This window comes from Mesorhizobium sp. M1006 (assembly GCF_040318825.1).
GTDB lineage: Bacteria > Pseudomonadota > Alphaproteobacteria > Rhizobiales > Rhizobiaceae > Mesorhizobium.
Genome location: NZ_JAMYMZ010000011.1, coordinates 47,981 through 73,225, shown reverse-complemented (window position 1 = coordinate 73,225; position 25,245 = coordinate 47,981). Strand labels below are relative to the sequence as shown.

Below are 25,245 nucleotides of genomic sequence, written 5' to 3'. Positions count from 1 at the left end.
CTCAACGCTCCGCGTCGTAATTGGTCATCACGGTGTAGAACACCCATGACAACAACAGGACGATAAGGAAGTAGACCAGCGACATCGCCGCCGCCGGGCCGAGGTCGAACTGGCCGAGCGCGGTCTTGACGAGATCGATCGAAAGAAAGGTCGTCGAGTTGCCGGGTCCGCCGCCGGTCACCACGAACGGTTCGGTGTAGATCATGAAGCTATCCATGAAGCGCAGCAGCACGGCGATCAGCAGCACGCGGTTCATCTTCGGCAGCTGGATGTAGCGGAACACCGCCCAGCGCGAGGCACCGTCGATCTTGGCCGCCTGATAAAAGGCATCCGGGATCGAGACCAGGCCGGCGTAGCAGAGCAGAACGACGAGGCTGGTCCAATGCCAGACGTCCATGATGATGACCGTGACCCAGGCGTCGTATGGGTCTTGCACATAATTATAGTCGATGCCGAGCGCGTTGACGTAATAACCGAGCAGGCCAATGTCGTTGCGCCCGAACACCTGCCAGATGGTGCCGACGACGTTCCACGGGATCAGCAGCGGCAACGCCATCAAAACAAGGCAAACAGGCACGCCCCAACCCTTCTTCGGCATATTGAGCGCAATGAAGATGCCGAGCGGCACTTCGATCGCCAGGATGATGAAGGAGAAGACAAGGTTGCGGATCATCGCCTGCCAAAAGCGGCTGGAGGAAAGCAGTTCCTCGAACCATTCCGTGCCGGCCCAGAAGAAGACGTTATTGCCGAAAGTGTCCTGCACCGAATAATTGACGACCGTCATCAGCGGTATGACCGCCGAGAACGCCACCAGCAGCAGCACCGGCAGCACCAGGAACCAGGCTCTGTTGTTCCAGGTCTTTTCCACTTCAGGCTCCCATCTCGACGCGCCAGGAATTGGCATAGATGTTGATGCCGGCCGGGTCGAACCGCACCTTCGGATCAGCCGGAACTGTCTCGTCCTCGCCGATGACGGCGGCGATCTCGCGCCCTTCAAGATTGGCACGGACCACCTTGTGGCGGCCGACGTCCTCGACCTTGCTGATCCGGACGGCCATGCCCTTACTGCCCAGGCGCACATATTCGGGACGGATGCCGAGTTCGATGGCGCCGCCGCCCGCCTTGGGCACGCCCGGCAGTTCGATCTGCTGCGAGCCCAGCTTCGCTGTCTTGCCGTCGATCGCCACCGGCATGACATTCATGCCGGGCGAGCCGATGAAATAGCCGACAAAGGTGTGGCGCGGGCGCTCGAACAGCTCCGCCGGTGTGCCGATCTGCACGATTTCGCCGTCATACATGACGACCACCCTGTCGGCGAAGGTCAACGCCTCGGTCTGGTCGTGCGTGACATAGACCATGGTGTAGCCGAAGCGGCGGTGAAGCTGCTTCAACTGCGAGCGCAGCACCCATTTCATATGCGGGTCGATGACTGTCAAAGGCTCGTCGAACAGGATGGCGTTGACGTCGGAGCGCACCAGCCCGCGCCCGAGCGAGATCTTCTGCTTCTGGTCGGCGGTCAGTCCGCGCGCCTTTCGTTTGGCCATATCGGCCAGCCCGGTCATCTCCAGCGTCTCGCGCACCTTGCGGTCGACGTCGGGCTCCGGCACGCCGCGATTGCGCAGCGGGAACGCCAGATTGTCGTAGACGGTCATCGTGTCGTAGATCACCGGGAACTGGAAGACCTGGGCAATGTTGCGCTCTTGGGTCGACAGATTGGTCACGTCCCTGCCGTTGAACAGCAGCTGGCCATGCGAGGGATGCAGCAATCCCGAAATGATGTTGAGCAGCGTGGTCTTGCCGCAGCCGGATGGGCCGAGCAGCGCATAAGCGCCGCCATCCTCGAACGTGTGGTGCACTTCCTTCAGCGCGAAATCGGCATCCGTGCGCGGGTTCTGCAGATAGGAGTGGCGGATATGATTGACATCGATGCGCGCCATCGCTTCCTCCTAGGCCGCCAGCTTCGGCGCGGCCACGGCACGGCCGTGCTCGTCAAAGACCATGATGTGGCGCGGGTCGATGAACACCTCGACCTCCTCGTCCGGCTCGAAGTCGCGAATACCATGGGTCAGCATGACCCAGCGCGCATCGGCAAAATCGAGATGGACGAAGCTTTCCGATCCGGTGATCTCGGTGATCGTCACCTTTGCGCGCACCGGCACTGCGGCGGCGTTGGGCCGATCGAGGGACAGATGATGCGGCTGGAACCCGATCGTATAGATCGCATCGGCAATGCCGAAGAGTTCCGCCGGCACCGGCAATTTCACGCCGCCCTCGAGCAGGAAATCCAGACCCTTCTTGGCAAGCACGATGGTGTTGAGCGGCGGATCGGCGAAGGTTCTCGCCGTCACCAGATCAACCGGTTTGCGGAACACTTCGATGGTCGGCCCGAACTGGGTGATGCTGCCTTCGGAAAGCGTCGCCGTGTTGCCGCCGAGCAGCAAGGCTTCGTGCGGCTCGGTCGTGGCATAAACAAAGATTGTACCGGCGGCCGCGAAGACTTTCGGCAGTTCCGCGCGTAATTCTTCGCGCAGCTTGTAGTCGAGATTGGCGAGCGGCTCGTCGAGCAGCACGAGGCTGGCATTCTTGACGATCGCGCGGGCCAGCGCGGTGCGCTGCTGCTGGCCGCCCGACAGACTGAGAGGCGTCCGGTCGAGATAGGGCGTTAGTTTGAGAAGGGCGGCGGCATTGCGCACCTCCCTGTCGATCGTTGCCTGATCCGTGCCGGCCACCCGCAGCGGTGAGGCGATGTTTTCGTAGACCGTCATCGCCGGATAATTGATGAATTGCTGGTAGACCATGGCGACGTTGCGCTTTTGCACCGGCATGCCGGTGACATCCTTGCCATCAAACCAGACCGAGCCCGAGGTCGGCACGTCGAGGCCCGCCATCAGCCGCATCAGGCTGGTCTTGCCGGAGAGCGTCGGCCCGAGCAGGACGTTGAGCGAGCCGTGCTGAAGCGTCAGCGAGACGTCGCGGATATGTTCCGCCGCACCCACCGTCTTCGTCACGTTTCTCAGTTCAAGCATGATGCCTCCTCCCAGGCTTTCTGCATCAGTCGGCCGTTCCTATTCGGCAGCCGCTACGTGCTGCCGGCTTATTCCGCGCATGAACTCGTCGAGCACTGCCGCCTGCTCACGGCTGAGACGCAGGCCGCGCTTGGTCCGGCGCCACAATACATCCTCGGCAGTCATCGCCCATTCGTTTTCGACGAGGTAGCGCACCTCGGCTTCGTAGAGATCGGCGCCGAAGTTGCGGCCAAGATCGACGTTCGACTTGGCGAGGCCCAGCAGCTTCCTTGCGCGGGTGCCGTAGAGCCGGGTCAACCGGCGGGCCAGCCGGGCGTCGAGGAACGGGTACGCCGTTTTCAATTTCGCCACCTCGGCATCGAAGCCGGTGACGGGAAAGTCACCGCCGGGCAGCGGCGCGTTTGCCGTCCATGGTTTGCCGCGCTTGCCGAGAAAACCCTCGATCTTCTCGAGCATCGATTCCGACAATCGGCGGTAGGTCGTGATCTTGCCGCCAAAGGCGTTGACGATCGGGGCGGCACCCTCGCCTCCATCGGCCTTCAGCACATAGTCTCGGGTGGCTTCCTGCGCCTTTGAGGCGCCATCGTCGTAGAGCGGTCGCACCGCGGAATAGGTCCAGACGATATCCGACGGCTTGACCGGCTGCGCGAAATATTCGCTTGCCGCAGCGCAGAGATAGCCGATCTCGGCGTCACTGATCCTGACGTCGTGCGGATCGCCGGGATAGTCACGGTCGGTGGTGCCGATGAGCGTGAATTCGTCCTCGTAAGGGATGGCGAAAATGATGCGCCCGTCCTTGTTCTGAAAGAAATAGGCGCGTGGGTCGTCGAATTTCTTGCCCACGACGATATGGCTGCCTTGTACGAGGCGGACATTGTGCACGTCGTTCAGGCCGACGGTGGCCGACAGCACCTGATCGACCCACGGGCCGGCGGCATTGACCAGCAGCCGCGCCTTGACCTCCTCGGTATCGCCGGTCCGCACATTTTCAAGCCTGACCGTCCAGAGATTGCCTTCGCGGCGTGCGCTGACGACCTTTGTTCGGGTTCGAATGGTTGCACCGCGTTCGGCAGCGTCGCGGGCGTTCAACACAACCAGCCGGGCATCGTTGACCCAACCGTCCGAATATTCGAACGCCTTTCGAAACAGCGGCTTCAGCGGCTTGCCGGCCGGATCCTTAGCCATGTCCAGCGTTTTCGTCGGCGGCAGCAATTTGCGCCCGCCAATATGGTCGTAGAGGAAAAGCCCGAGCCGGATCAGCCAGGCCGGACGCAGCCCCTTGGCGTATGGCAGCACGAAGCGCATCGGCCAGATGATGTGCGGCGCGTTCCTCCACAGGACCTCGCGTTCCATCAGCGCTTCGCGTACCAGGCGGAATTCGTAGAATTCGAGATAGCGCAAGCCGCCATGGATCAGTTTGGTCGAGCCGGAAGAGGTCCCGCTGGCCAGATCGTTCATCTCGGCAAGAAAGACCGAAAAGCCACGTCCAACGGCATCGCGGGCGATGCCGCAGCCATTGATGCCGCCACCGATGACGAAAATGTCATGAATCGGTGATGCGCTCAAAGAATCCTCCCTCGATTTCGCATTGCAGCATTTTTGGGTTCTTGCGAAACCGTACGGGAATTATTTCGAAATGATAACGAATGTCAAACGAAATGTGATAGGCGGAAGATGCCGCGACGGCATCTCTAGGATAGCGACGTTTCGATCAGCTGAACTTCTGCCTCCTGGCAGATCTTACGCACCGACGGGATGTCGCAACGATCGGTGATAAAGGTGTTGACCTGCGACAGATGGCCGATGCGGACGGGCGCGGTGCGCTCGAATTTGGTCTGGTCCGACACCAAGATCACATGTCGGGCGTTGGCGATGATCGCCTGAGCCACCTTCACCTCGCGAAAATCGAAGTCGAGCAGTGCGCCGTCATGGTCGATGGCCGAGGCGCCGATCACCGCAAAATCGACCTTGAACTGCCTGATGAAATCGACCGCGGCCTCGCCGACCACACCGCCGTCGGAACCGCGCACGACACCGCCGGCGATCACCACCTCGATCGAAGGATATATACGCATCCTGTTGGCAACATTGATGTTATTGGTGATGACCATCAGGCCGCTGTGATCGAGCAGCGACTTGCTGACAGCTTCCGTCGTTGTCCCGATATTGATGAATAGAGACGCGTTATCGGGGATCAGCCGGGCTGCTGCGCGGCCGATCGCCTCCTTCTCCTCGGCGGCGATCTTGCGCCGAGCCTCATATTCCATGTTCTCGATGCCGGAGGGGAACAATGCCCCGCCATGGATGCGGGACAAAAGGCGCTGGTCGCAGAGATCGTTGAGATCCTTGCGGATCGTCTGCGGCGTCACGTTGAAATGCGTCGCCAGCTCCTCGACCAGTACGCGGCCATGGTCCTTGGCCATCTGGATGATTTCGGAATGACGCGGCGACAGATACATCTAGCAACCTCTCATTTTCGTTTTTCTCGTCTATAGCTGAAAACGAAAGCCATGAACAGGTATGGGCCGGCTAATGAAAATCGGGCGACTGCAGCGAGAAAAGCTCCGGCGCAATCTCGACGAGGCTATCAACTCAGCCCCCGCGCGATCTCAGTGATGACCGAGAAAGCAGTATCGACGTCCGCCGCAGTCGTTTCGAACTGCCCGACCTGAAAGCGGATCGCCACCTGCCCGTCCACCCGGGTCTGCGTCAGGTAAATGCGGCCGTCATCGTTGATCGCGCTGACCAACCGCAAATTGTGCTCGTCAGAGTCGATGGCCGCAGCCGCGAGATGGCGGAATGAGAATAGCGACAGCATGGGTTCCGTGACGATCTCGAAATCCGGTTCCCGAGCCAGCCGCGCGGCGAGGCTCTCGCTCCAGGCAACATGGTTGCGGATCATGTTCCGCAGATTTTCCAAGCCATACGCACGCAGCAGGAACCAAAGTTTCAGAGCGCGGAACCTCCGTCCGAGCGGCACCGACCATTCGGAGTAGTTGATGACCCCGTCGCGGCCATGCGTTTTCAGGAATTCGGGCTTGATCGCCAGCGTGCGGACCAGCTCTTCCGGCTGGCGGATGAACTGCATCGAGCAATCGAACTGTGCCCCCAACCATTTATGCGGGTTGAAGACGATGGAATCGGCATTTTCGGCGCCGGTCCAGAAATGCCGGAACTCGTGGCAGATCATGGCGGAGCCGGCCCATGCGGCATCGACATGCAGGTAGAGCCCGTGCCGCTTCGCCACCTCGGCAACAGCCGCCACATTGTCGGTGCCGCCGGTACTTGTGCCGCCGACGCTGGCGATGATGCCCGCCGGCAGCATGCCGTTTTCGCGGTCGGTAACGATCGCGGCTTCCAGAGCCGCCGTCTGCATGGCGCGGAAGCGTCCGGCGACCGGAATGCGCACGAGGTTCGCCTCGCCGATGCCCGACACCCAGATCGCCCGGTCGATAGAAGTATGGACCTGGTCGGAAGAATAGATCCGCACGACCGGCTGCCCTTGCAAGCCGTTCTTGTTGCCTTGCCAGTCGAGCGCGCGCTCGCGCATTGTCAGCACGGCGGCAAGCGTCGCCGATGAAGCCGAATCCTGCATGACGCCGGAAAATCCCTCCGGCAAACCAAGCGCCTGCCGCATCCAGTCGACGACACGCGTCTCGAGCTCGGTTGCCGCCGGCGAGGTCTGCCAGAGCATGCATTGCGCGGCCATCGCGGAAACCAGATACTCGGCCACGACGGAGACCGGTGCCGCGTTAGCCGGGAAATAGGCGAAGAAACGCGGATGCTGCCAGTGCGTCATGCCCGGCAAGATCTTTTGTTCGAAATCGGCGAAGATTGCCTGCATCGTTTCGCCGTCTTCCGGCGGCGCGGCATCGATGCTTTTGAAGATTTCGCCCGGCTCGACAAGCGGCCGCACCGGTTTTTCGCGAAGGCTGTTTCTGTAGTCGGCGCCCCATTCAGCCGCTCGCAGCGACCATTCGCGGAATTCGTTGCTATTCATCTTCGCCTCCGTAGCGCCTCATCGAGCCGCGATCAAAGAGCACGAAAAACGAAGGTTTTCATTCGGGAAAATCAGGCAGACTGGCAAAGGCGGTCTTCAGCGCGTTCGACCAGCTATCCGAGATCGTACGATAATATTGATCGTCCTGGGTTATTCGCTTTTTGAGGCCGACCTTGAAAGTGTCCTTTTCATAGAACAGCAGGTCGAGCGGCAGGCCGACCGACAGGTTCGACTTCAGCGTCGAGTCGAACGACACCAGCAGCAACTTCACCGTCTCGGCGAAACTCATGGTCTTTTCATACGCACGGATAATGATCGGCTTGCCGTATTTGGTCTCACCGATCTGGAAGAACGGCGTGTCGTCGGTGGATTCGATGAAATTGCCTTCCGGATAGATCATGAACAGGCGCGGCGCGCTGCCCTTGATCTGACCGCCGAGGATGAAGGAGGCGTTGAAGTAGGAATCCGCCTTTTCGCCCGCCGGCGACGAACTGGCGATGACCTCCTTGACGGTGTCTCCGACCAACCGGACTGTCTGGTACATGGAGGGCGTTTCGAGCAGTGTGGCACGGCGCTCCGCCACTGCCTTGGTGCGTTCGTCGAGCAGGCTGACCACGGCCTGCGTCGTCGCCAGATTGCCGGCCGACATCAAAACGATGACGCGCTCGCCCGGCTCTTCCCAGACATGCATCTTCCTGAAGGTCGAGATCGAATCCATGCCGGCGTTGGTGCGCGTGTCCGACATGAACACGAGCCCGCGATCGATCTTCAGGCCGACGCAATAGGTCATCGAATCTCTTTGGCAACAATCTTGCCGGGGATTACTGCTCCACGGTGACGGTGACCGCAAGCTGTTCTTCCGCCTGTCCCAGCCGAATTCCAGATACCGGCGTGGCGTCGCGATAATCGCGGCCGGTCGCCACCTTCACATAACGCTCGTCCGGAGAAATGCCGTTGGCGACATCGAAGGCGACCCAGCCGAGGCCCGAGACATGCGCCTCGGCCCAGGCGTGGCTTGCCGCCTGCTCGATGGCCGCATCCATCATCAGGTAGCCGCTGATATAGCGGGCCGGAAAATCCATGGCACGCGCCGCGGCAACGAAGATGTGGCTGTGGTCCTGGCAAACGCCGGTCTTGAGCGCCAGGGCCTCTTCGGCCGGCGTCGTCACGTTGGTGGTGTCCGGCGTATAAGCGACGCGCTCGCCGATCACCGCCATCAACCGGTGCAGCCTTTCGATGTCGGTACCCTTGCCGACCGAGGCAGCAAGCTCGCGAATGCCGCTGCCGATCGTCGTCAGCGGCGTTTCCTGGCCGAACAGCCAGAGCGGCGCGAAACCCTGGTGCGGTCCGCAGACGCCAGCGGTGTCGCGCGTCACCACTTCGCCGGCTGCTTCGACGGTGATGAAGTCGCGCTCGCCCTCGACGCTCAACAGCCGGGTATCATTGCCGAAATGGTCGGTGAAGCGCACTTCCTCGCGTGCGCCTTCGATCTTCAGCGCCCAGGACAGTACCGTCTGGGTGCGCCCGTTCACCGGGAGCAGCCGCAAACGCTGCAACAGATAGTGCACCGGCGCATCGTAGCGGTATTCGGTCCGGTGGGTGATCTTCAGCCGCATCGCACTCGTCCCTGGAGCATGAGCTTTTCCGAAAACCGGTCTCCGCTTTTTGGGATCATGCTCAATAGAACCTGTAATCCTGCGCGATCTCGTCGCCGAGCCTGGTGTTGTCGCGGATGAAATTGGCCAGGAATTCGTGCAGGCCGGCGTCGAAAATATCCTTGATCGACCCGGCCGTCAGCATGGCCTGGGTCTTGGCAGCCGTCGCATGACAGGCGTGGCGCTCCCCATAGTCGTCACCCAGGAATTTGAGATGCTCCGTCAGGAAGCGGTAGCAAAAGGTCAGCGAGCGCGGCATGCGGACGTTGAGGATCAGATAATCGGCGATGTTGCTCGGCTTGTAGTCGGCATCATAGACCCAGCGATAGGAACGGTGCGCCGACACCGAGCGCAGGATCGATTCCCACTGGTAGTTGTCGAGCGTCGAGCCGACCCAGGAGATCGACGGCAACAGCACGTAGTATTTCACATCCAGGATACGCGCGGTGTTGTCGGCGCGTTCGACATAAGTGCCGAGCTGCGAGAAATCGAAAATCTCGTTGCGCAGCATCGTGCCGTAGAACGAGCCGCGGATCAGCGCCGTCTCGCGCTTGATTGCGTCGAGCGCGTTGGGCAGGTCGCGCTCGTCGATCGGCTTGGCCAGCATCCGCTTCAGCGACATCCAGGCTTCGTTGATGCTTTCCCAGGTTTCACGCGTCAGTGCGGTACGCACCATGCGGGCATTGTTACGGGCCGTTTCGATAGACGACATCGTGCTCGACGGGTTCGATGTGTCGCGCAGCAGATAGTCGGCGACATTGGCGGCGGTGTAGTCGGAATATTTCTGCGTGAAGCTGGCGTCCGAACCGGCGCTGAGCAGCACCGAATTCCACTCCTCCGAAGCGTTCTGAGTACGAGTCAGCGCCATGCGCAAGCCGGCATCCACCAGCCGCGCCATGTTTTCCGCCCGCTCGATGTAGCGGTTCATCCAGTAGAGCCCGTTGGCGGTGCGGCCGAGAAGCATGTCAGGCGGTCCTGTGGTGAATAGTGAAAGGTGAATGGTGAATGGTGACTATCCGGATTCCAGGGCACGGTTCCGCGCGCTTCACTTCAGGGCATTTCACCAACATCAACGACCCACATCCTTACCTATTCACTATTCACTATTCACTATTCACTATTCACTATTCACTATTCACTACTTTCACTCTAATCATCCAACACCCACGTATCCTTCGTGCCCCCGCCTTGCGAGGAATTGACGACCAGCGAGCCTTCCTTGAGCGCTACTCGGGTCAGCCCGCCGGGCACGATCTGGATACGGTCGGAAACCAGCACATAGGGGCGCAGATCGACATGGCGCGGCGCCAGCCCCTTGTCCGTCAGGATCGGACAGGTCGACAGCGCCAGCGTCGGCTGGGCGATGTAGTTCGACGGTTTTGCCGCGAGCTTTTTGGAAAACTCTTCGCATTCCTTCTTGGTCGCCGCCGGACCGACCAGCATGCCGTAACCGCCGGAGCCGTGGACTTCCTTGATCACCAATTCGTCGATGTGTTCGAGCACGTATTTCAGGCTGTCCGGCTCCGAGCAGCGCCAGGTCGGGATGTTGCCGAGGATCGCCTTGCGGCCGGTATAGAATTCGACGATTTCGGGCATGTAGGAATAAATCGCCTTGTCGTCGGCGATGCCGGTTCCCGGCGCATTGGCGATCGTGATGTTGCCGGCGCGGTAGACGTCCATAATGCCCGGCACGCCAAGTGCCGAGTCGGGGCGGAAGGTCAGCGGATCGAGGAACGAGTCGTCGACACGACGGTAAAGCACGTCGATCTGCTTGTAGCCCTCGGTGGTGCGCATCGCGACATGGCCATCGACGACGCGCAGATCCTGCCCCTCGACAAGCTGCACGCCCATCTGGTCGGCAAGGAAAGCATGTTCGAAATAGGCCGAGTTGAAGCTGCCCGGCGTCAGCACGGCAATGGTCGGCGCGCCCTTGGTGCTTTGCGGCCGCACTGCCGCCAGCGACTGGCGCAAGAGCTGCGGGTAATTCTCAACCGGCCGCACCTTGATCTGCTGGAACAGCTCAGGGAAGAGCTGCATCATCGTCTCGCGATTCTCCAGCATGTAGGAGACGCCGGACGGCGTGCGCGCATTGTCCTCCAGCACGTAGAACTCGTTCTCGCTGATGCGTACGATGTCGACGCCGATGATGTGGGTATAGACGCCGGCCGGCGGCCGCACCCCGATCATCTCGGGCAGGAACGCCTCGTTCTTGGCGATCAACTCCTTCGGCACCCGGCCGGCGCGTAAGATCTCCTGGCGATGGTAGATGTCGTCGAGAAAGGCGTTCAGCGCCTGGACGCGCTGCTCGATGCCTTGCGTCAGCCGTCGCCATTCGTTGCCCGAAATGATGCGCGGAACGATATCGAAGGGTATCAGCCGCTCCGATGCTTCCTGCTCGCCGTAGACGGCGAAAGTGATGCCTGTCTTGCGAAAGACGCGTTCGGCGTCCTGCATCTTCTCGGTAAGTCTGGCCGGGTCCTGTTCCTTCAGCCAGCGATCGTAAGCCGAATACGGTTTTCTCAGCCCGGAAACTTCCGGAAGCATTTCATCGAACGCTGCCAATCGCATACTCCCCTGTGGCGCCATTTCACTGGCCTGGCTGGAGAAAATCAAGCGCAATCGGTGATTTGTTGGGCGCCGGCGATCAGTATATCGCACTTGCCTAAAATTAAGGCAGCACCAATAGGGCCTTGATCAGGCTTTGCCTGGTGTCGGGGCACATGCCGGATGCGGATCAAAACGCGCGAAAGGTGACGACCGTGAACGTGTCCTTGATGCCGGGAAGAATCTGCACTTTCTCGTTGACGAAGTGGCCGATGTCTTCCTCGTCGTCGACATAGAATTTGGCGAGCAGGTCGTAGTTTCCGGCTGTCGAGTAGATTTCCGAAGCGATCTCGGCATCGGCCAGGGCGCTGGCAACGTCGTAGGCCTTGCCCAGATCGCATTTTATCTGCACGAAAAATGCCTTCATTGCCTGGTCCTGCTCACATCGCACGCTCTAATCGAGCGGCCCTTGTGGCAGACTGCCGCCCGGCTTTCAAGCATCGGCAATCGCTCAGGCTGTTCTCGCCTCGACAATGCTTTCTCGGCTCGGACACGGACTGCCACGCCGAATGTTTGCGCTCGGCTGAAACCCTGAAGCACTGCAAAGCGTATGGTATCATGTACCTTCAGGCAGCGATTTCTCAGGGACAACGGAGACAGGCCATGCGCCGCGCGTTTTTCGCATTCGCAGTCGTTCCATTCATTTTCGCATCCCAGGCCTTTGCTGGCGACGCCGAAGTCAAAGCGGCGCAGACAGTCATCGATGGGCAGTTGAGGGCCTTCATCGCCAATGACGGAATGACGGCCTACAGCTTTGCCGCACCGAATGTGAAACGCATCTTTCCGACTGTCGATACCTTCATGAACATGGTGACAAAAGGCTATCCGCCGGTGCGCCAACCGCAGACCTACTCCTTCGGCAAGGTTCGCGAGACGAGCCCGACCTCGATCATCCAGCAAGTGCTCATCGTCGGCCCGGATGGCAAGGACTACGAGGCGGTCTACACGCTCGAACTACAGCCTGACGGCAGCTTTCGGATCACCGGCTGCAGCCTGCGTGCGTCCACGTCGCTCAGCACCTAAAGGGGTGTTTCAATCCTGTCGCCGGTAGAGCGTCCAGCTCAGGCCTGAAAACCCCCAATGCCTCGACGCATCGGCCCGTTCATAGGCCAGAGCGCATGCGGCCGTCCGTTCGATATGTTCGGCTTGTTTGTCCACGTCCCCCTCGAGGACTAGCCAGGCGGGCCGTTCGGTGCACATCCCGTCGTCTGGAACCAGCAATGCCCGACGATCCATTCGCGCCGCAAAATAGTTGACGACAATGGGGGTGCGGAAATTACCGTCGCTGGCATAGGTGGTTGCGCCGTTCCTGGTCATTTCATCAACGATAGCGGCGTAGGAGCCGCGTCCATATTGATAGAACTGAAGCAGCGACGAAATGCTTCCACTCACCACGATCGCCAGCGCTCCCATCGCAAGCAGCCTGGCAGTCCCGCGAGCATCCAAGCCGCGGCCAATCATCTCGCCGGCCCAGAGCAGCAGCAATGTTCCGCTGATGATGAAATAGCGCGGGAACTCAAGGTTGGGCAGATGCGCCGCCGCCATGAGCAAAGGCAGTCCGATAATCCCGATGGCATAAAGGCTGGCTCGACGACCGCGCCAGACACCGGCGGAGAGGCCGACAAGACCGCAGGCGGCAACGATATAAGGCCCGTCGCCAAACCAGGGTGGCAGGCCGAACAGAGAGCGGATCATCCCGCCATAGCCCTGCGCGAAGGCGGCAATCGAGAATGGCGAAACACCACCGACACTGAAGCCGAACAGCCTGCAGCCGACAAACACGCCGACAGCCAGCGGCAGCACGGCAAGCAAGCCCGGCAGGAAGATCGACGCCAGGTCCGCAACGACGCGGCCGACCTTCGCCGTACGCTGCCAGGCGAGCCAGGCGGTCCAGATTGCGAGGACCGCCACCATTCCGATCATGGTGAGATGGCACAGGAAGCCGAAAAGGATCGCCGCTGCCAAGGCCGCGCCAGACCACCGTCTATTGTCGAGCCGGCGCTCCAGAAAAACCACCGAAAGCAGCGTGAACAGCACAAGGCCGGCATAGCCGCGCGCCTCCGAGCCGTAATGGACCATTGGGTAGCTCACGGCAAACAACACGCTTGTGGCAATCATCGCCTGTCGTCCGCGCGATGCGGCGCTCGCTGCCGCCGCAGCGATCGTGGCAACGCCTAATGCTATCGACAGACCTCGCTGGATCAGCGGCGAAGCATCGGGGCCAATGAGATAGAGATAGACCGAGTTGAGGAAATGATTGTTGTCGTGATTGACGTGCCAGAATATCTGGTCGATCGACGTCAGCGGCTCGATCAGCGCAAAGCTCCAGATCTCGTCCAGCCAAAGGTCGCCGCGCGCGCCAAGCAAGCGCAAGACCAGACCGGTCACGGCGATTATCAGAGCGGCAAGCAACGACCCAGCCGTCCATCGCTGGACAGCCACGGAGGGCGAAGGCGAAGCGATGCCGTTCGTCCGCACCGTCGTGCCAGGAACTGAAACGTGCCGCGAAACGAACAGGTTCTTGATCCTCGCCCGATGTCGTCCGGCAATGCTTATTAGGCAGTCGTTTCAAAACAGTTCATGGCAGGGGCAACTCCTCCCTGGAGCCGGATTCCTGGCGAGCATGCCTACCGGACGGCGAGGTCACCGTTTGCCCATTGCTGCGTGATGATCTCGGCTTGTTCGGCGAACCTGCCAGCCTCGATCGCTTCACGAATATCGCGCATCAGCTGCTGGTAATAGGACAGATTGTTCCAGGTCAGGAGCATCGCCCCAAGCGCCTCTTGCGAGCGCACCAGATGGTGCAAGTAGGCCCGCGAATAGTCGCGTGCGGCCGGGCAGTCGCTTTCCTCATCGAGCGGACGCGGATCGTCGGCATGGCGGGCGTTGCGCAGATTGACCTTGCCGCGCCGTGTGTAGGCAAGGCCGTGGCGCCCTGCCCGCGTCGGCATCACGCAGTCGAACATGTCGATGCCGCGCGCAACCGACTTCAAAATGTCGTCCGGGGTGCCGACGCCCATCAGGTAGCGCGGCCGGTCAGCCGGCAGCTCCGGGCAAGTGATGTCGAGCATCTCCAGCATCACCGCTTGCGGCTCGCCGACAGCCAGCCCGCCGATCGCGTAACCCTTCAGCTCCATTGCCTTCAGCGCCTGCGCCGAGCGCAGCCGCAGATCCGGCACGTCGCCGCCTTGCACAATGCCGAACATCGCCTTGCCGGGCTGCTCGCCGAATGCCGTCTTGCAACGCTCGGCCCAGCGCAACGACAACTCCATGGCACGCTCGATCTCGTTCTGCTTGGCCGGCAGAGCCGTGCATTCGTCGAGCTGCATCTGGATGTCGGAATCGAGCAGCCCCTGGATCTCTATCGAACGCTCTGGCGACATCTCGTAGGCGCCGCCGTCGATATGCGAACGGAAGGTAACGCCGTTCTCGGTCAGTTTCCGCAGCTTCGACAGCGACATCACCTGGAAGCCGCCGCTGTCGGTCAGGATTGGATGCGGCCAGCGGGCGAATTCATGCAGGCCGCCGAGCCGCGCCACGCGCTCGGCGCCGGGTCTTAGCATCAGGTGGTAGGTGTTGCCGAGGATAATGTCCGAGCCGACGCCGCGCACCTGATCCATATACATGGCCTTCACCGTGCCGCCGGTACCGACCGGCATGAAGGCAGGCGTGCGGATTTCCCCGCGCGGCATGGTGATTGCACCACGCCGCGCCCTGCCGTCGGTCGCCAGCACCTTGAAGGTGAATGCGTCAGTCATTGAATTCCCTAGCCATCGAACTCCTTGTCGAATACCGGCGCGTCCGGGGCCTGCTTGTCGAGTGATTGCCGGTAGCGGATGCAGCCGCGCATGAATTTCGGCCACGGCGGCACGGCAATCGCCGGGTCGGTCTTTTCGGGCAAAAGTGACCAGAGGTCGGGATGGTGCCAGCACAGATCATGGCCGGTGGCGTCGCGGTGTTGGCGGATGCCGGCGCGCAGTTTCCTGACCTCGGCGATCAAGGCTTCCCGGTCGAAGGTTTCCAGGTCATCGTCCATCGGTATCCTCCCTGAACAGAAGACTTGCGTCTCCATAGGAATAAAACCTGTAGCGATTCTCGATGGCATGCGCATAGGCCGCCCGCATCGTCTGCAAACCGCAGAAGGCCGAAACCAGCATGAACAGCGTCGAACGCGGCAGATGGAAATTGGTCATCAGCAAGTCTGCGGTCTTGAAACGATAGCCGGGCGTGATGAAGATGTCTGTCGGGCCTGACCATGCGGCCAGCCTGCCGTCCTCGCCAGCCGCGCTCTCCAATAAGCGCAGCGATGTCGTGCCGACGGCGATAATGCGCCCTCCTTTTGCTTTCGCCGCATTCAGCGCCTCGGCGGTTTCCGGGCTGACCGAACCGGTTTCGGCGTGCATCTTGTGGTCGGCGGTGTCGTCCGCCTTCACCGGCAGGAACGTGCCGGCGCCGACATGCAGCGTGACGAAACGGCGCTCTATGCCCTTGGCGTCGAGCGTCGCAAACAGCTCCGGCGTGAAATGCAGCCCTGCCGTCGGCGCGGCGACCGCGCCCTCCTCCCTCGCATAAATGGTCTGATAGTCGCTGCGGTCGCGTTCGTCGTCGTCACGCTTGGAGGCGATGTAGGGCGGCAGCGGGATGTGGCCGACTGCATGCAGCGCCTCGTCGAGGAACGGACCTGACAGGTCGAAGCCGAGCAGCACCTCGCCGCCTTCTCCCTTCTCGATCACGATCGCGTCGAGCTGGCCGAGAAGGCAGGAATTGGCGTCATGACCGAAATGGATACGATCGCCGGCGGCGATGCGCTTGCCCGGACGCATGAAGGCGAGCCAGCGGTCGGGCGCCATCCGCATATGCAGCGTGGCTTCGACCTGCGCCGCCGCCTCGCCGCGCCGCCTGATGCCTTTCAGCTGTGCCGGAATGACCTTGGTGTCGTTGAAGACCAGCACATCACCGGCCTTGAGCAGGGCCGGCAGGTCGCGCACCGTCCGGTCTTCGAGCCCCTCACCCGGCCTGACCACCAGCATCCTGGCACTGTCGCGCGGCTCGGCTGGGCGAAGCGCGATGCGCTCCTCCGGCAGATCGAAGTCGAAAAGGTCGACGCGCAAGAGATCCCCGCCTCAAGGTTCCGGGCAGGTCACCGCCCAGGCGCCGACACCGTCTATGCTCAATGTGCCGCCCATCGCGAAGCTGGACTGCTCGCTGGCCTTGACCAGCCGCAATTTGGCGACGATCGAGCTGAGGCCCTCATCAGTGAGATCGATCAGCATGCGCTCGTCGTCTTCGAATGCCTGTCCAACGATAACTTTCGTTGAGCCTGGCTGTCCGTCCGTGGTCCATGTCTTGCCGCCGGCATCCAGCCACACACGCGCCACCGCAATGACGGCCGTGTGTCCCATCAAAACATCAATCGATGCCGCGCCGCCGTCGGCGCTGCAGACGATCGATTCCGTCGCCAGCGCCGGAGTGGCCGCCGCGGCGAGCATAATTGCGATGGCCGCGACAGCCCGGCTGGTCATTTCACGTCGGCCGCGACCTTGAGCGATACGATCTTGTCAGGATCCTGCACCGGTTCGCCGCGCTTGATCTTGTCGACGTTGTCCATGCCTTCGATGACCTGGCCCCATACCGTGTACTGGCGGTTGAGGAAGGCGGCATCGTCGAAGCAGATGAAGAACTGCGAATTGGCCGAGTTCGGGTTCTGCGAGCGCGCCATCGAGCAGGTGCCGCGGCCGTGGTTGGCGTTGGAGAACTCGGCCTTCAGATCGGGTTTGTCGGAACCGCCAGTGCCGGCGCGCGATGGCGCGAAAGACGGCTTGTTGGAATTGCCGAACTTCACGTCGCCGGTCTGCGCCATGAAGCCGTCGATGACGCGGTGGAAGACCACGCCGTCATAGGCGCCTTCGCGCGCCAGCTCCTTGATACGGTCGACATGGCCGGGCGCCAGATCTGGAAACAATTCGATGACGACCTTGCCCTTGGTCGTGTCCATGATAAGCGCGTTCTCGCGGTCCTTGATTTCGGCCATGTCAGAAATATCCTTTTGAACAATTGAGGTTACTTGCCGTCCGCGGCGATGCGCACCTTGATCATGCGATCGGGGTCGGTCACCGTGCCGTTCTGCGCCTCGTCGCCTTTCTTGATGTGGTCCACCAACTCCATGCCGCTGACGACATTGCCAACGATGGTGTACTGGCCATCGAGCGGCGGTGCCGGCGCGAACATGATGAAGAATTGCGAATTGGCGGAATTCGGATCGTCGGAGCGGGCCATGCCGACCACGCCGCGCTGGTAGTGCTCGGTGCTGGAGAATTCGGCCGGCAGGTCAGGAAGATCGGAGCCGCCGGTGCCGACAGCGTCGGCATTGAAGCCGCTCTTCATGTTGCCGAACTTGACGTCGCCGGTCTGCGCCATGAACCCGTCAATGACGCGGTGAAAGGCGACGTTGTCGTAGGCGCCCTGGCGCACCAGCTTTTTGATCTGCGCGACGTGCTTCGGCGCAAGGTCGGGCCTCAGCGCGATGGTCACGTCGCCGTCCTTCAGCGTTACGATCATGGTGTTTTCCGGATCGGCGGCAAAGGCCGACACGGATGCGGTCACAAGACCGGCAAGCACGGCAAGCAAGAAGGCAAGCTTTTTCAGCTGCATGGGATCTTTCTCCGAATATCTTCGTTCATGCATGTCGTTACCCAAAGCCGGGTTCCACTTTTGGGTGACATGCATTTATTTCGCGAATTTGGCGGTGAGCGCGCCGGCCACGGCCGCCGGCACGAAGGGACGGATGTCGCCTCCCATCGAAGCTATCTGGCGCACAAGTGTGGCGGTAATGGTGCGCACCGAAGGGCTGGCGGGCAGGAACACCGTCTGCAGCTCCGGCGCCATGGTCTCGTTCATGCCGGCCATCTGCATCTCATAGTCAAGGTCGGTGCCGTCGCGCAGGCCGCGGATCATGATCGAGGCGCCATGCTTCCTGGCCGCGTCGATTACCAACCCGTCGAAGGCGACTACTTTGATACGCGCACCGTCGCTGCCGAATTCCGCCTTCGCGGCCGTTTCGATCAGGCCAACCCGTTCCTCGAAGGAAAATAACGGCTTCTTGCCGGGATGGATGCCGATCGCCGCATAGATTGTATCCGCCACGGCCAGCGACGCCTTCAGCACGTCGAGATGGCCGTTGGTCAGCGGGTCGAAAGAGCCGGCATAAAGGGCGATGCGTTCGGTCATGGCAGGTGCTTCTAGCGAGCCTCTCTCCTAAAGGCAAATCCGATCGCCAGCCCGCGCCGTGAACCTTTTGGCCGACGTGAACGACAGATGAATGTGCCGCTCACAACAGCTTCACGCAGTGTTCACTAAGTTGCAGCTGCAGGAGATGAAACCAAACACCCATCTAATCGTTGTTAGGCGCAGGAGAACACGCACATGCTGATCTACATGCTCGCCACCGCAATGACCGTCGCCATGCTGATCGCCACCCTATTCGGGTTGCATCAGGAAGCACAGCGCGTCCGCGCCAAGGCCAATACCAAGCGGTTCGAGGGCTTCGGCAACCGCAGGCCTTATCGCCGCTTCTAGATTGCGGGTGTCTTCACACGCCGGCCCACAGGGCTGGCGTCGTCGTGCCAAACTCACTCGACGGAAGTATCGGGCTCCCTACCATCGGCATCGGCAACAGCGCCGCTTTCAGCATTCTCTTCGATCTCTTCATCCGCTTGCGGTTCTGAAATTCGCTCGACCGAAACGACCTTCTCGCCCTCAGCGGTATTGAAGATGGTAACGCCCTTGGTGGCGCGGCTGGCGAAACGAATGCCGTTCACTGGAACACGGATAACGGTGCCGCCATCCGAAACCAGCATGATCTGATCGTCATTGCCGACCGGGAAGGTCGCCACTAGGCGGCCGATTTCGGCCGTTTTCGAGACGTCGGTGGCGCGAATACCCTTGCCGCCACGGCCAGTCAGGCGGAAATCGTAGGACGATGAACGCTTGCCGTAGCCATATTCCGTCACCGTCAACACGAACTGCTCGTGCGCCTTGAGGAATTCATAGCGGTCGTCGGAAAGCTCTGCCTCTTCGCCGACGTCTTCATTGGTGAGCTGGATTTCTTCCTCCTCGCCGGCCGCGATGTCAGCAGCGAGCCGGCGTTCGGCCACCACCCGCTTGAGGTAGGCGGCACGCTCCGCCGGCGGCGCATCGACATGCTCGATCACCGCCATCGAGATCACCCGGTCGCCATCGGCCATCGCAATGCCGCGCACGCCGACCGAATTGCGGCTCTGGAAGACGCGTACGTCGCTAACCGGAAAGCGGATGCACTGGCCGGAACTTGCCGTCAAAAGCACGTCGTCATTGTCGGTGCAGGTCTCGACGCCGAGGATCTCGTCGCCTTCCTCGTCCAGCTTCATGGCGATCTTGCCGTTGCGGTTGACCTGGACGAAGTCCGACAGCTTGTTGCGGCGCACGGTACCGCGCGTGGTGGCAAACATGACGTCGAGCTCGCCCCAACTCGTCTCATCCTCCGGCAGCGGCATGATCGTGGTGATGCGCTCGCCCTGTTCGAGCGGCAGCATATTGATCAGCGCTTTGCCGCGCGATTGCGGGTTGCCGATCGGCAGGCGCCAGACCTTTTCCTTGTAGACGATGCCGCGCGAGGAGAAGAACAGCACCGGCGTGTGCGTGTTGGCCACGAACAGCCGGGTGACGAAATCCTCTTCCTTGGTCGACATGCCGGAGCGGCCCTTGCCGCCGCGGCGCTGCGCCCGGTAGAGCGACAGCGGCACGCGCTTGATGTAGCCGGAATGGCTGACCGTGACGACCATGTCCTCGCGCTGGATCAGGTCCTCGTCTTCCATGTCCGCCCCGCCCTCGGCGAGCTCGGTACGGCGCGGCGTGCCGAACTCGTCCCGCACGGCGATGAGCTCGTCCTTGACGATCTGCTGGACGCGGGCGCGCGACGAGAGGATGTCCAGGTAGTCCTTGATCTCGTCGCCGATCGTGTTCAGCTCGTCGGCGATCTCGTCGCGGCCGAGCGCGGTCAGGCGCTGCAGGCGGAGTTCGAGGATGGCGCGCGCCTGCTCCTCGGAGAGATTGTAGGTACCGTCCTCGTTGATGCGATGGCGCGGGTCGTCGATCAGAAGAATCAGCGATTCCACGTCGCCCGAAGGCCAGCGCCGCTCCATCAACTGCTCGCGCGCCGTCTGCGGGTCCGGAGCGCTGCGAATCAGCTTGATGACTTCATCGATGTTGGCAACAGCGATGGCAAGGCCGACCAGCACATGGGCGCGGTCGCGCGCCTTGCGCAGCAGGAACTTCGTGCGCCGGCTGATCACCTCCTCACGGAAGGCGACGAATGCCTTCAGCATGTCGGTCAGAGTCAGCAATTCCGGCTTGCCGCCGTTCAGTGCCACCATGTTGGCGCCGAAGGACGTCTGCAGCGGGGTGAAGCGGTAAAGCTGGTTGAGGATGACATCGGCGACCGCGTCGCGCTTCAGTTCGATGACGACGCGGTAGCCCTGGCGGTCGCTCTCGTCGCGAATGTCGGAAATGCCTTCGATGCGCTTGTCGCGCACCAACTCGGCCATCTTCTCGATCATCGACGCCTTGTTCACCTGATAGGGAACCTCGGTGATGACGATCGATTCACGATCGTTGCCGCGCGCCTCGACGTTGACGCGGCCGCGCATGACGATGGAGCCGCGACCGGTCGAATAGGCGCTATAGATGCCGGAACGGCCAAGCACGATGCCACCGGTCGGGAAATCCGGTCCCGGAATAATCTCCATCAGCGCCGGAAGGTCGATCGCCGGATTGTCGATGAGGGCAATGGCGCCGTTGCAGACCTCGCCCAGATTGTGCGGCGGGATGTTGGTGGCCATGCCGACGGCGATACCGCCGGAGCCGTTGACCAACAGGTTCGGAAAGCGCGCCGGCAGGACTTTCGGTTCGCTGCCGGACGCATCGTAAGTGTCCTGGAAATCGACGGTGTCCTTGTCGATGTCTTCCAGCAACTCATGCGCGACCTTGGTCAGCCGCGATTCCGTGTAGCGCATCGCCGCCGGCGGATCGCCGTCGATCGAGCCGAAATTGCCCTGCCCGTCGATCAGCGGCACGCGCAGCGACCAATCCTGCGCCATGCGCACCAAAGCGTCGTAGATCGAGGCGTCGCCATGCGGATGATATTTACCCATCACGTCGGCGACCGGGCGTGCCGATTTCACATATTTGCGGTTCCAGTGATAGCCGCTCTCATAGGCGGCGTAGAGGATGCGGCGATGCACCGGCTTGAGGCCATCGCGCACGTCCGGCAGCGCGCGGCTGACGATCACGCTCATGGCGTAGTCGAGATAGGAGCGCTGCATCTCCTCGATGATGGATATCGGCTCGATGCCGGTGGGGCCGCCGTCGGCGCCGCGCGGTGTCTTTTGGTCGGTCAAATCGGATCACAATCTAATCAGGAATCACTTGGTGCTTATATAGGAAGCCAGCCTGAAACTCCAACAATCGCGGCAGTTTTCCAGTGTGGTTTTTAGCGGCAAATTCAAAAGGATAAACCAATTGCGACGATATGGCCGTGCACCCTTTCACGGGCGTCGCCGGCGGGCGCGATAAGTACCCGGCGCCTCGCCCATCAGCCGCCGGAAACGGCGATTGAAGGTTGATAGATCGTTGAATCCCGCCGAAAAGGCAATCGCCGAAATCGTCTGATCCGACGTCCGCAGCCGCACGGCTGCCCTGTGCAGCCGCGCTCTCAGCAGGAATTGGTAGGGCGTCATACCGGCAACGTGCCGGAAGGTGCGCAGGAAATGGTAAGGGCTGGTGGCGGTCTCGTCGGCGAGTTCGGCAAGCGAGATCGGCCGGTCGGCATCGACTTCGATGCGCCGCACCGCTTCGGCGACACGCTTCTGGTCACGGCGGCTCGGCGTCCGTCCCCGATCCGTAGCGCTGCAAGCCGCAGTTACCGCGGCACCGGCAATGCGCAGGGCGAGTTCCTCGAACACGCCGGTGTCGGCCATCTCGCGCGCCGCCTCCGCTTCGGCAAGCAGCGGCACCAGCGCCGGCAAGGGCGGCAGGCGCGGCGTTCCGAAATCGAGCGTCTTGGCGCCCGGCACGTCGGCGACGATCCGCTCCATATAGGCCGGTCCGAAATGGAAGGAGAGGCAACGGTCGCCGGCGCCATGCTCGTGCCCGCATTCGTAGCATGTGCCGGGATTGCCGAGCAGGAGCGCGCCCGGCGCCAGCATCGCCGTGCCCTCGCGCGCACGATAGCGGAAGGTGCCGTTGGTTACGGCGGCAACGCAGAAATCCCGATGCTCCTCCTCGAATGGCCTGTCGGCGGCGCTGGCGGTGCAGATGACATCCGACACCTGCCAGCCTCGGCCCGACGCCAGCCTGTGCGCGCTCGTCGTCATCGCCGAAACATAGCAACTTTTCCCAAGCGCAGAACCCCTGTCGGCCTCTATGCTTGCCGGTCTCCTGACAAGATGAGAGCGAAGCCATGTCCAATTCCTTTGCCAAGGTCCTGCACAGCGATGGGCCCGTACCGGCCCTTGCCGAGAAACTGAATCTTTATGGCCGCTTCGTCGGCGCCTGGACGTTCGACGCCACGCGCCATCTCGAGGACGGTCAGGTGCTGACCGGGCGCGGCGAAGTGCATTTCGGCTGGGTGCTCGAAGGCCGCGCGATCCAGGACGTATGGATCCTGCCTGCCCGTGACGCCGGCCCCTCGCCCTCGCTCGGCAAATGGACCTTCTATGGCACGACGTTGCGCGTCTACGATCCCGGCGTTGACGCCTGGCACATCTTCTGGAGCGATCCGCGCAATCAGTACTACAGCCGCCAGCTCGGCCGTGCCGAGGGCGACACCATCATCCAGCAAGGCGCAGACGGCACCGGATCTGCTGTACGCTGGAGCTTTTCGCGCATCACCGAAAATTCGTTCCGCTGGCTGGGCGAACGCTCACAGGACGACGGCGCCGCCTGGCGTCTTGAAGTCGAGTTTCTGGCGCGCCGGGCCGTCAGCCCCTGATCCGCACGGTTTCCACTGGCTCCGCTTTGCTCTACCAATCCCGTTATCCGGCTTTGCCGGCGGGGAGGGTCAGCATGCCGAGCTTCGACAGCCTGTTCAACGCCTTCGTCACCATACTGGTGACGATCGATCCGCCCGGCCTGGCGCCGCTCTTCCTCGCCGTGACCCGCGGCATGAACCGCGAGGAGCGCAACCAGGTCTCCGTGCGCGCCTCGGTCATCGCCTTCCTGGTAATGGCGTTGTTCGCAATCGCCGGCGCGTCGATCCTGTCAGTCTTCGGCATCACTCTGCCGGCCTTCCGCGTCGCCGGCGGCTTTCTGCTGTTCTTCATCGCCTTCGAAATGGTGTTCGAGCGCCGGCAGGACCGCAAGGAGAAGATCGGCGACGTCGCCATCACCAGGGACATGATCCACAACATCGCCGCCTTTCCGCTGGCGATCCCGCTCATTGCCGGTCCCGGCGCGATTTCGGCGACCGTCCTGCTCTCAAGCTCGTTTCAGGGTTTGGGCGCGCAGACAGCCCTTGTCGGCATCATCGCCATCTGCCTCGTCATCACCTACCTGGTGTTCGTGCTGTCAGAGCGCATCGACCGTATCCTCGGCCAAACCGGCCGTTCGATCCTGACAAGGCTGCTCGGCGTCATCCTGGCGGCGCTCGCCGTACAGTTCGTCGCCGACGGCATCAAGGCGCTGATGGCGACGTAGGAACAGCCCTACTTCGCTGTCGTTTCAATGACTTCGAAGTCGTGGGTAATCTCGGCAGTCTTGGCCATCATTGCCGAGGCCGAGCAGTATTTCTCGATCGAAAGCCCGATCGCCCGCTTCACCTTGGCGTGTGATAGCGCCCGGCCCTTGACGACAAAATGCATGTGAATGCGGGTGAACACCCTGGGATCGGCTTCTGCACGGTCGGCATCGAGTTCGACCACGCAATCTTCGACCGCCTCGCGCCCCTTTTCGAGGATATGGACCACGTCATAGGCCGAGCAGCCGCCAGTGCCGATCAGCACCAGTTCCATTGGGCTCGGCCCCGGCGTCTTGCCCTCCGGCCCGAACGCAGTGCCTAGCACCAGCTTGTGCCCATTGGCGGACTCGCCAACGAAAGTGCGCTCCTCGACCCATTTGACCCTTGCCTTCACCTGATACGTCCTTTCACCGCTCAAACGCACAACGTCCCGAAAATCCAAGACAGATTTTCGGGACGCCATTTCGTGGCCAAGGTGCCGGCGCTTTTCGCCGCAAGGGCAGTCCGCCCGAGAAATCAGAACGGGATTTCGTCGTCCAGCTCGCGCGACGAACCACCGCCGCCGCCCTTGTTGGCGCCACCGCGATTGAAACTTTCGCCCGGGCCGGACTGGCCGAAATCGGAACCGCGGCTCGCACCACCACCGGCATAGTTGCCGACCTGGCCGCCGCCCTCGCCCCGCGCATCGAGCATCTGCAGCTCGCCGCGGAATTTCTGCAACACGATTTCGGTCGTATAGCGGTCATTGCCGGTCTGGTCCTGCCATTTGCGCGTCTGCAGCTGGCCCTCGACATAGACCTTCATGCCCTTCTTCAGATACTGCTCGGCCACCTTGGCGATCTGGTCGTTGAAGATCACGACATTGTGCCACTCGGTCTTTTCCTTGCGCTCTCCGGACGTCTTGTCGCGCCAGCTTTCCGACGTCGCGATGCGGATGTTGACGACCGGGTCACCCGAATTCAGGCGGCGGATTTCAGGGTCCGCCCCGAGGTTGCCCACCAGAATGACCTTGTTGACGCTACCCGCCATGATACTTCTCCGCGCTCATCCGAAACCGAATTTTTGTCGCCGCACCTTACAGGCTATGGACAATCCCTGCCTGCCGTCGCTGCCTTTTCCCACAAGGTTTTTGTTCTCTTTTCGTTCTATAGGAGAGGCCCTGCACTGTCAATAGTTGTCAGTAAGAAGTAG

The 25,245-nt window shown here is 61.5% G+C and carries 27 protein-coding genes; 4 read left to right on the top strand and 23 right to left on the bottom strand.

Annotation, left to right across the window (positions count from 1 at the left end):
- Position 1: 1 nt before the first annotated feature.
- From NKH60_RS13165 to NKH60_RS13115, 11 genes are all read right to left on the bottom strand, one after another.
- A complete protein-coding gene (locus NKH60_RS13165; RefSeq protein WP_023674893.1) occupies positions 2–868 on the bottom strand; it encodes a carbohydrate ABC transporter permease in 867 nt (288 codons plus the stop codon).
- 1 nt (position 869) lies between these two features.
- Complete coding sequence (locus tag NKH60_RS13160; RefSeq protein ID WP_352471682.1) at positions 870–1,937, bottom strand: ABC transporter ATP-binding protein; 1,068 nt, start codon at positions 1,935–1,937, stop codon at positions 870–872.
- A 9-nt stretch (positions 1,938–1,946) separates the two neighbouring features.
- On the bottom strand, positions 1,947–3,026 hold the full coding sequence (locus tag NKH60_RS13155) for an ABC transporter ATP-binding protein (protein ID WP_352540586.1): 1,080 nt from the start codon (positions 3,024–3,026) through the stop codon (positions 1,947–1,949).
- A gap of 39 nt (positions 3,027–3,065) precedes the next feature.
- Positions 3,066–4,592, bottom strand: coding sequence for a glycerol-3-phosphate dehydrogenase (gene glpD, locus NKH60_RS13150; protein ID WP_352833086.1), 1,527 nt, complete (start codon positions 4,590–4,592; stop codon positions 3,066–3,068).
- Between the two features lie 125 nt (positions 4,593–4,717).
- On the bottom strand, positions 4,718–5,485 hold the full coding sequence (locus NKH60_RS13145) for a DeoR/GlpR family DNA-binding transcription regulator (protein WP_023674889.1): 768 nt from the start codon (positions 5,483–5,485) through the stop codon (positions 4,718–4,720).
- Positions 5,486–5,613: 128 nt separating this feature from the next.
- The gene (locus NKH60_RS13140) at positions 5,614–7,026 is read right to left on the bottom strand and encodes a pyridoxal phosphate-dependent decarboxylase family protein (RefSeq protein WP_352872383.1); all 1,413 of its coding nucleotides are present in this window, start codon (positions 7,024–7,026) and stop codon (positions 5,614–5,616) included.
- 58 nt (positions 7,027–7,084) lie between these two features.
- On the bottom strand, positions 7,085–7,816 hold the full coding sequence (locus NKH60_RS13135) for a proteasome-type protease (protein WP_352448780.1): 732 nt from the start codon (positions 7,814–7,816) through the stop codon (positions 7,085–7,087).
- Positions 7,817–7,847: 31 nt separating this feature from the next.
- Entirely contained in the window at positions 7,848–8,642 is a 795-nt protein-coding gene (locus tag NKH60_RS13130; protein WP_352455718.1) for a transglutaminase family protein, read from the bottom strand.
- Between the two features lie 61 nt (positions 8,643–8,703).
- Entirely contained in the window at positions 8,704–9,645 is a 942-nt protein-coding gene (locus NKH60_RS13125; protein WP_023674885.1) for an alpha-E domain-containing protein, read from the bottom strand.
- 185 nt (positions 9,646–9,830) lie between these two features.
- The gene (locus tag NKH60_RS13120; RefSeq protein WP_352613762.1) at positions 9,831–11,243 is read right to left on the bottom strand and encodes a circularly permuted type 2 ATP-grasp protein; all 1,413 of its coding nucleotides are present in this window, start codon (positions 11,241–11,243) and stop codon (positions 9,831–9,833) included.
- Positions 11,244–11,415: 172 nt separating this feature from the next.
- A complete protein-coding gene (locus NKH60_RS13115; RefSeq protein ID WP_023674883.1) occupies positions 11,416–11,652 on the bottom strand; it encodes an Lrp/AsnC ligand binding domain-containing protein in 237 nt (78 codons plus the stop codon).
- A gap of 236 nt (positions 11,653–11,888) precedes the next feature.
- Between NKH60_RS13115 and NKH60_RS13110 the strand changes: the two genes are divergently transcribed.
- Positions 11,889–12,308 carry a DUF4864 domain-containing protein gene (locus tag NKH60_RS13110; protein ID WP_352455762.1) on the top strand — a complete coding sequence of 140 codons (420 nt, stop codon included), beginning with the start codon at positions 11,889–11,891 and terminating at the stop codon, positions 12,306–12,308.
- Positions 12,309–12,317: 9 nt separating this feature from the next.
- Here NKH60_RS13110 and NKH60_RS13105 read toward each other — a convergent pair whose 3' ends face one another.
- The 8 genes from NKH60_RS13105 to coaD form a co-directional block, all read right to left on the bottom strand.
- A complete protein-coding gene (locus NKH60_RS13105) occupies positions 12,318–13,673 on the bottom strand; it encodes a glycosyltransferase family protein (RefSeq protein WP_352872380.1) in 1,356 nt (451 codons plus the stop codon).
- A gap of 239 nt (positions 13,674–13,912) precedes the next feature.
- Complete coding sequence (gene tgt / locus NKH60_RS13100; protein WP_352448774.1) at positions 13,913–15,043, bottom strand: tRNA guanosine(34) transglycosylase Tgt; 1,131 nt, start codon at positions 15,041–15,043, stop codon at positions 13,913–13,915.
- An 8-nt stretch (positions 15,044–15,051) separates the two neighbouring features.
- A complete protein-coding gene (locus NKH60_RS13095; protein WP_352471691.1) occupies positions 15,052–15,321 on the bottom strand; it encodes a hypothetical protein in 270 nt (89 codons plus the stop codon).
- Positions 15,311–16,396, bottom strand: coding sequence for a tRNA preQ1(34) S-adenosylmethionine ribosyltransferase-isomerase QueA (queA, locus tag NKH60_RS13090; protein ID WP_352471692.1), 1,086 nt, complete (start codon positions 16,394–16,396; stop codon positions 15,311–15,313). The genes NKH60_RS13095 and queA overlap by 11 nt, the downstream gene beginning before the upstream one ends.
- Positions 16,397–16,408: 12 nt before the next feature.
- The gene (locus NKH60_RS13085) at positions 16,409–16,807 is read right to left on the bottom strand and encodes a hypothetical protein (protein ID WP_352471693.1); all 399 of its coding nucleotides are present in this window, start codon (positions 16,805–16,807) and stop codon (positions 16,409–16,411) included.
- Positions 16,804–17,316, bottom strand: coding sequence for a peptidylprolyl isomerase (locus NKH60_RS13080; protein WP_352471694.1), 513 nt, complete (start codon positions 17,314–17,316; stop codon positions 16,804–16,806). The genes NKH60_RS13085 and NKH60_RS13080 overlap by 4 nt, the downstream gene beginning before the upstream one ends.
- Before the next feature lie 29 nt (positions 17,317–17,345).
- Positions 17,346–17,936 carry a peptidylprolyl isomerase gene (locus tag NKH60_RS13075; RefSeq protein WP_352471695.1) on the bottom strand — a complete coding sequence of 197 codons (591 nt, stop codon included), beginning with the start codon at positions 17,934–17,936 and terminating at the stop codon, positions 17,346–17,348.
- A 75-nt stretch (positions 17,937–18,011) separates the two neighbouring features.
- On the bottom strand, positions 18,012–18,512 hold the full coding sequence (gene coaD / locus NKH60_RS13070) for a pantetheine-phosphate adenylyltransferase (protein ID WP_352448768.1): 501 nt from the start codon (positions 18,510–18,512) through the stop codon (positions 18,012–18,014).
- A 195-nt stretch (positions 18,513–18,707) separates the two neighbouring features.
- Between coaD and NKH60_RS13065 the strand changes: the two genes are divergently transcribed.
- Positions 18,708–18,860, top strand: a complete 153-nt coding sequence (locus NKH60_RS13065) for a hypothetical protein (protein WP_352502504.1) — start codon at positions 18,708–18,710, stop codon at positions 18,858–18,860.
- A gap of 53 nt (positions 18,861–18,913) precedes the next feature.
- Here the strand turns inward: NKH60_RS13065 and gyrA are convergent, their stop codons facing one another.
- Together gyrA and NKH60_RS13055 are read right to left on the bottom strand one after the other, a co-directional pair.
- Positions 18,914–21,718, bottom strand: coding sequence for a DNA gyrase subunit A (gene gyrA / locus NKH60_RS13060; RefSeq protein WP_352872377.1), 2,805 nt, complete (start codon positions 21,716–21,718; stop codon positions 18,914–18,916).
- Positions 21,719–21,865: 147 nt separating this feature from the next.
- Entirely contained in the window at positions 21,866–22,693 is an 828-nt protein-coding gene (locus NKH60_RS13055; RefSeq protein WP_352471698.1) for a helix-turn-helix transcriptional regulator, read from the bottom strand.
- A gap of 86 nt (positions 22,694–22,779) precedes the next feature.
- Here NKH60_RS13055 and NKH60_RS13050 point away from each other — a divergent pair, with 86 nt between their 5' ends.
- On the top strand, positions 22,780–23,310 hold the full coding sequence (locus tag NKH60_RS13050; RefSeq protein ID WP_352540597.1) for a hypothetical protein: 531 nt from the start codon (positions 22,780–22,782) through the stop codon (positions 23,308–23,310).
- 74 nt (positions 23,311–23,384) lie between these two features.
- Complete coding sequence (locus NKH60_RS13045; RefSeq protein WP_023674869.1) at positions 23,385–24,014, top strand: MarC family protein; 630 nt, start codon at positions 23,385–23,387, stop codon at positions 24,012–24,014.
- An 8-nt stretch (positions 24,015–24,022) separates the two neighbouring features.
- Here the strand turns inward: NKH60_RS13045 and NKH60_RS13040 are convergent, their stop codons facing one another.
- Together NKH60_RS13040 and NKH60_RS13035 are read right to left on the bottom strand one after the other, a co-directional pair.
- Complete coding sequence (locus NKH60_RS13040; protein WP_352770376.1) at positions 24,023–24,448, bottom strand: OsmC family protein; 426 nt, start codon at positions 24,446–24,448, stop codon at positions 24,023–24,025.
- A 122-nt stretch (positions 24,449–24,570) separates the two neighbouring features.
- Entirely contained in the window at positions 24,571–25,083 is a 513-nt protein-coding gene (locus tag NKH60_RS13035; protein WP_352448761.1) for a single-stranded DNA-binding protein, read from the bottom strand.
- Between the last annotated feature and the right edge of the window lie 162 nt (positions 25,084–25,245).

Coding starts and splice junctions, on each gene's coding strand:
- NKH60_RS13115 (WP_023674883.1), bottom strand. CDS start 11,652: ATGAAGGCATTTTTCGTGCAGATAAAATGCGATCTGGGCAAGGCCTAC.
- NKH60_RS13125 (WP_023674885.1), bottom strand. CDS start 9,645: ATGCTTCTCGGCCGCACCGCCAACGGGCTCTACTGGATGAACCGCTAC.
- NKH60_RS13075 (WP_352471695.1), bottom strand. CDS start 17,936: ATGCAGCTGAAAAAGCTTGCCTTCTTGCTTGCCGTGCTTGCCGGTCTT.
- NKH60_RS13055 (WP_352471698.1), bottom strand. CDS start 22,693: ATGACGACGAGCGCGCACAGGCTGGCGTCGGGCCGAGGCTGGCAGGTG.
- NKH60_RS13140 (WP_352872383.1), bottom strand. CDS start 7,026: ATGAATAGCAACGAATTCCGCGAATGGTCGCTGCGAGCGGCTGAATGG.
- NKH60_RS13035 (WP_352448761.1), bottom strand. CDS start 25,083: ATGGCGGGTAGCGTCAACAAGGTCATTCTGGTGGGCAACCTCGGGGCG.
- NKH60_RS13130 (WP_352455718.1), bottom strand. CDS start 8,642: ATGCGGCTGAAGATCACCCACCGGACCGAATACCGCTACGATGCGCCG.
- NKH60_RS13145 (WP_023674889.1), bottom strand. CDS start 5,485: ATGTATCTGTCGCCGCGTCATTCCGAAATCATCCAGATGGCCAAGGAC.
- NKH60_RS13095 (WP_352471691.1), bottom strand. CDS start 15,321: ATGGACGATGACCTGGAAACCTTCGACCGGGAAGCCTTGATCGCCGAG.
- NKH60_RS13085 (WP_352471693.1), bottom strand. CDS start 16,807: ATGACCAGCCGGGCTGTCGCGGCCATCGCAATTATGCTCGCCGCGGCG.
- coaD (WP_352448768.1), bottom strand. CDS start 18,512: ATGACCGAACGCATCGCCCTTTATGCCGGCTCTTTCGACCCGCTGACC.
- NKH60_RS13045 (WP_023674869.1), top strand. CDS start 23,385: ATGCCGAGCTTCGACAGCCTGTTCAACGCCTTCGTCACCATACTGGTG.
- NKH60_RS13065 (WP_352502504.1), top strand. CDS start 18,708: ATGCTGATCTACATGCTCGCCACCGCAATGACCGTCGCCATGCTGATC.
- NKH60_RS13135 (WP_352448780.1), bottom strand. CDS start 7,816: ATGACCTATTGCGTCGGCCTGAAGATCGATCGCGGGCTCGTGTTCATG.
- tgt (WP_352448774.1), bottom strand. CDS start 15,043: ATGACTGACGCATTCACCTTCAAGGTGCTGGCGACCGACGGCAGGGCG.
- NKH60_RS13080 (WP_352471694.1), bottom strand. CDS start 17,316: ATGGCCGAAATCAAGGACCGCGAGAACGCGCTTATCATGGACACGACC.
- NKH60_RS13110 (WP_352455762.1), top strand. CDS start 11,889: ATGCGCCGCGCGTTTTTCGCATTCGCAGTCGTTCCATTCATTTTCGCA.
- NKH60_RS13160 (WP_352471682.1), bottom strand. CDS start 1,937: ATGGCGCGCATCGATGTCAATCATATCCGCCACTCCTATCTGCAGAAC.
- NKH60_RS13050 (WP_352540597.1), top strand. CDS start 22,780: ATGTCCAATTCCTTTGCCAAGGTCCTGCACAGCGATGGGCCCGTACCG.
- NKH60_RS13155 (WP_352540586.1), bottom strand. CDS start 3,026: ATGCTTGAACTGAGAAACGTGACGAAGACGGTGGGTGCGGCGGAACAT.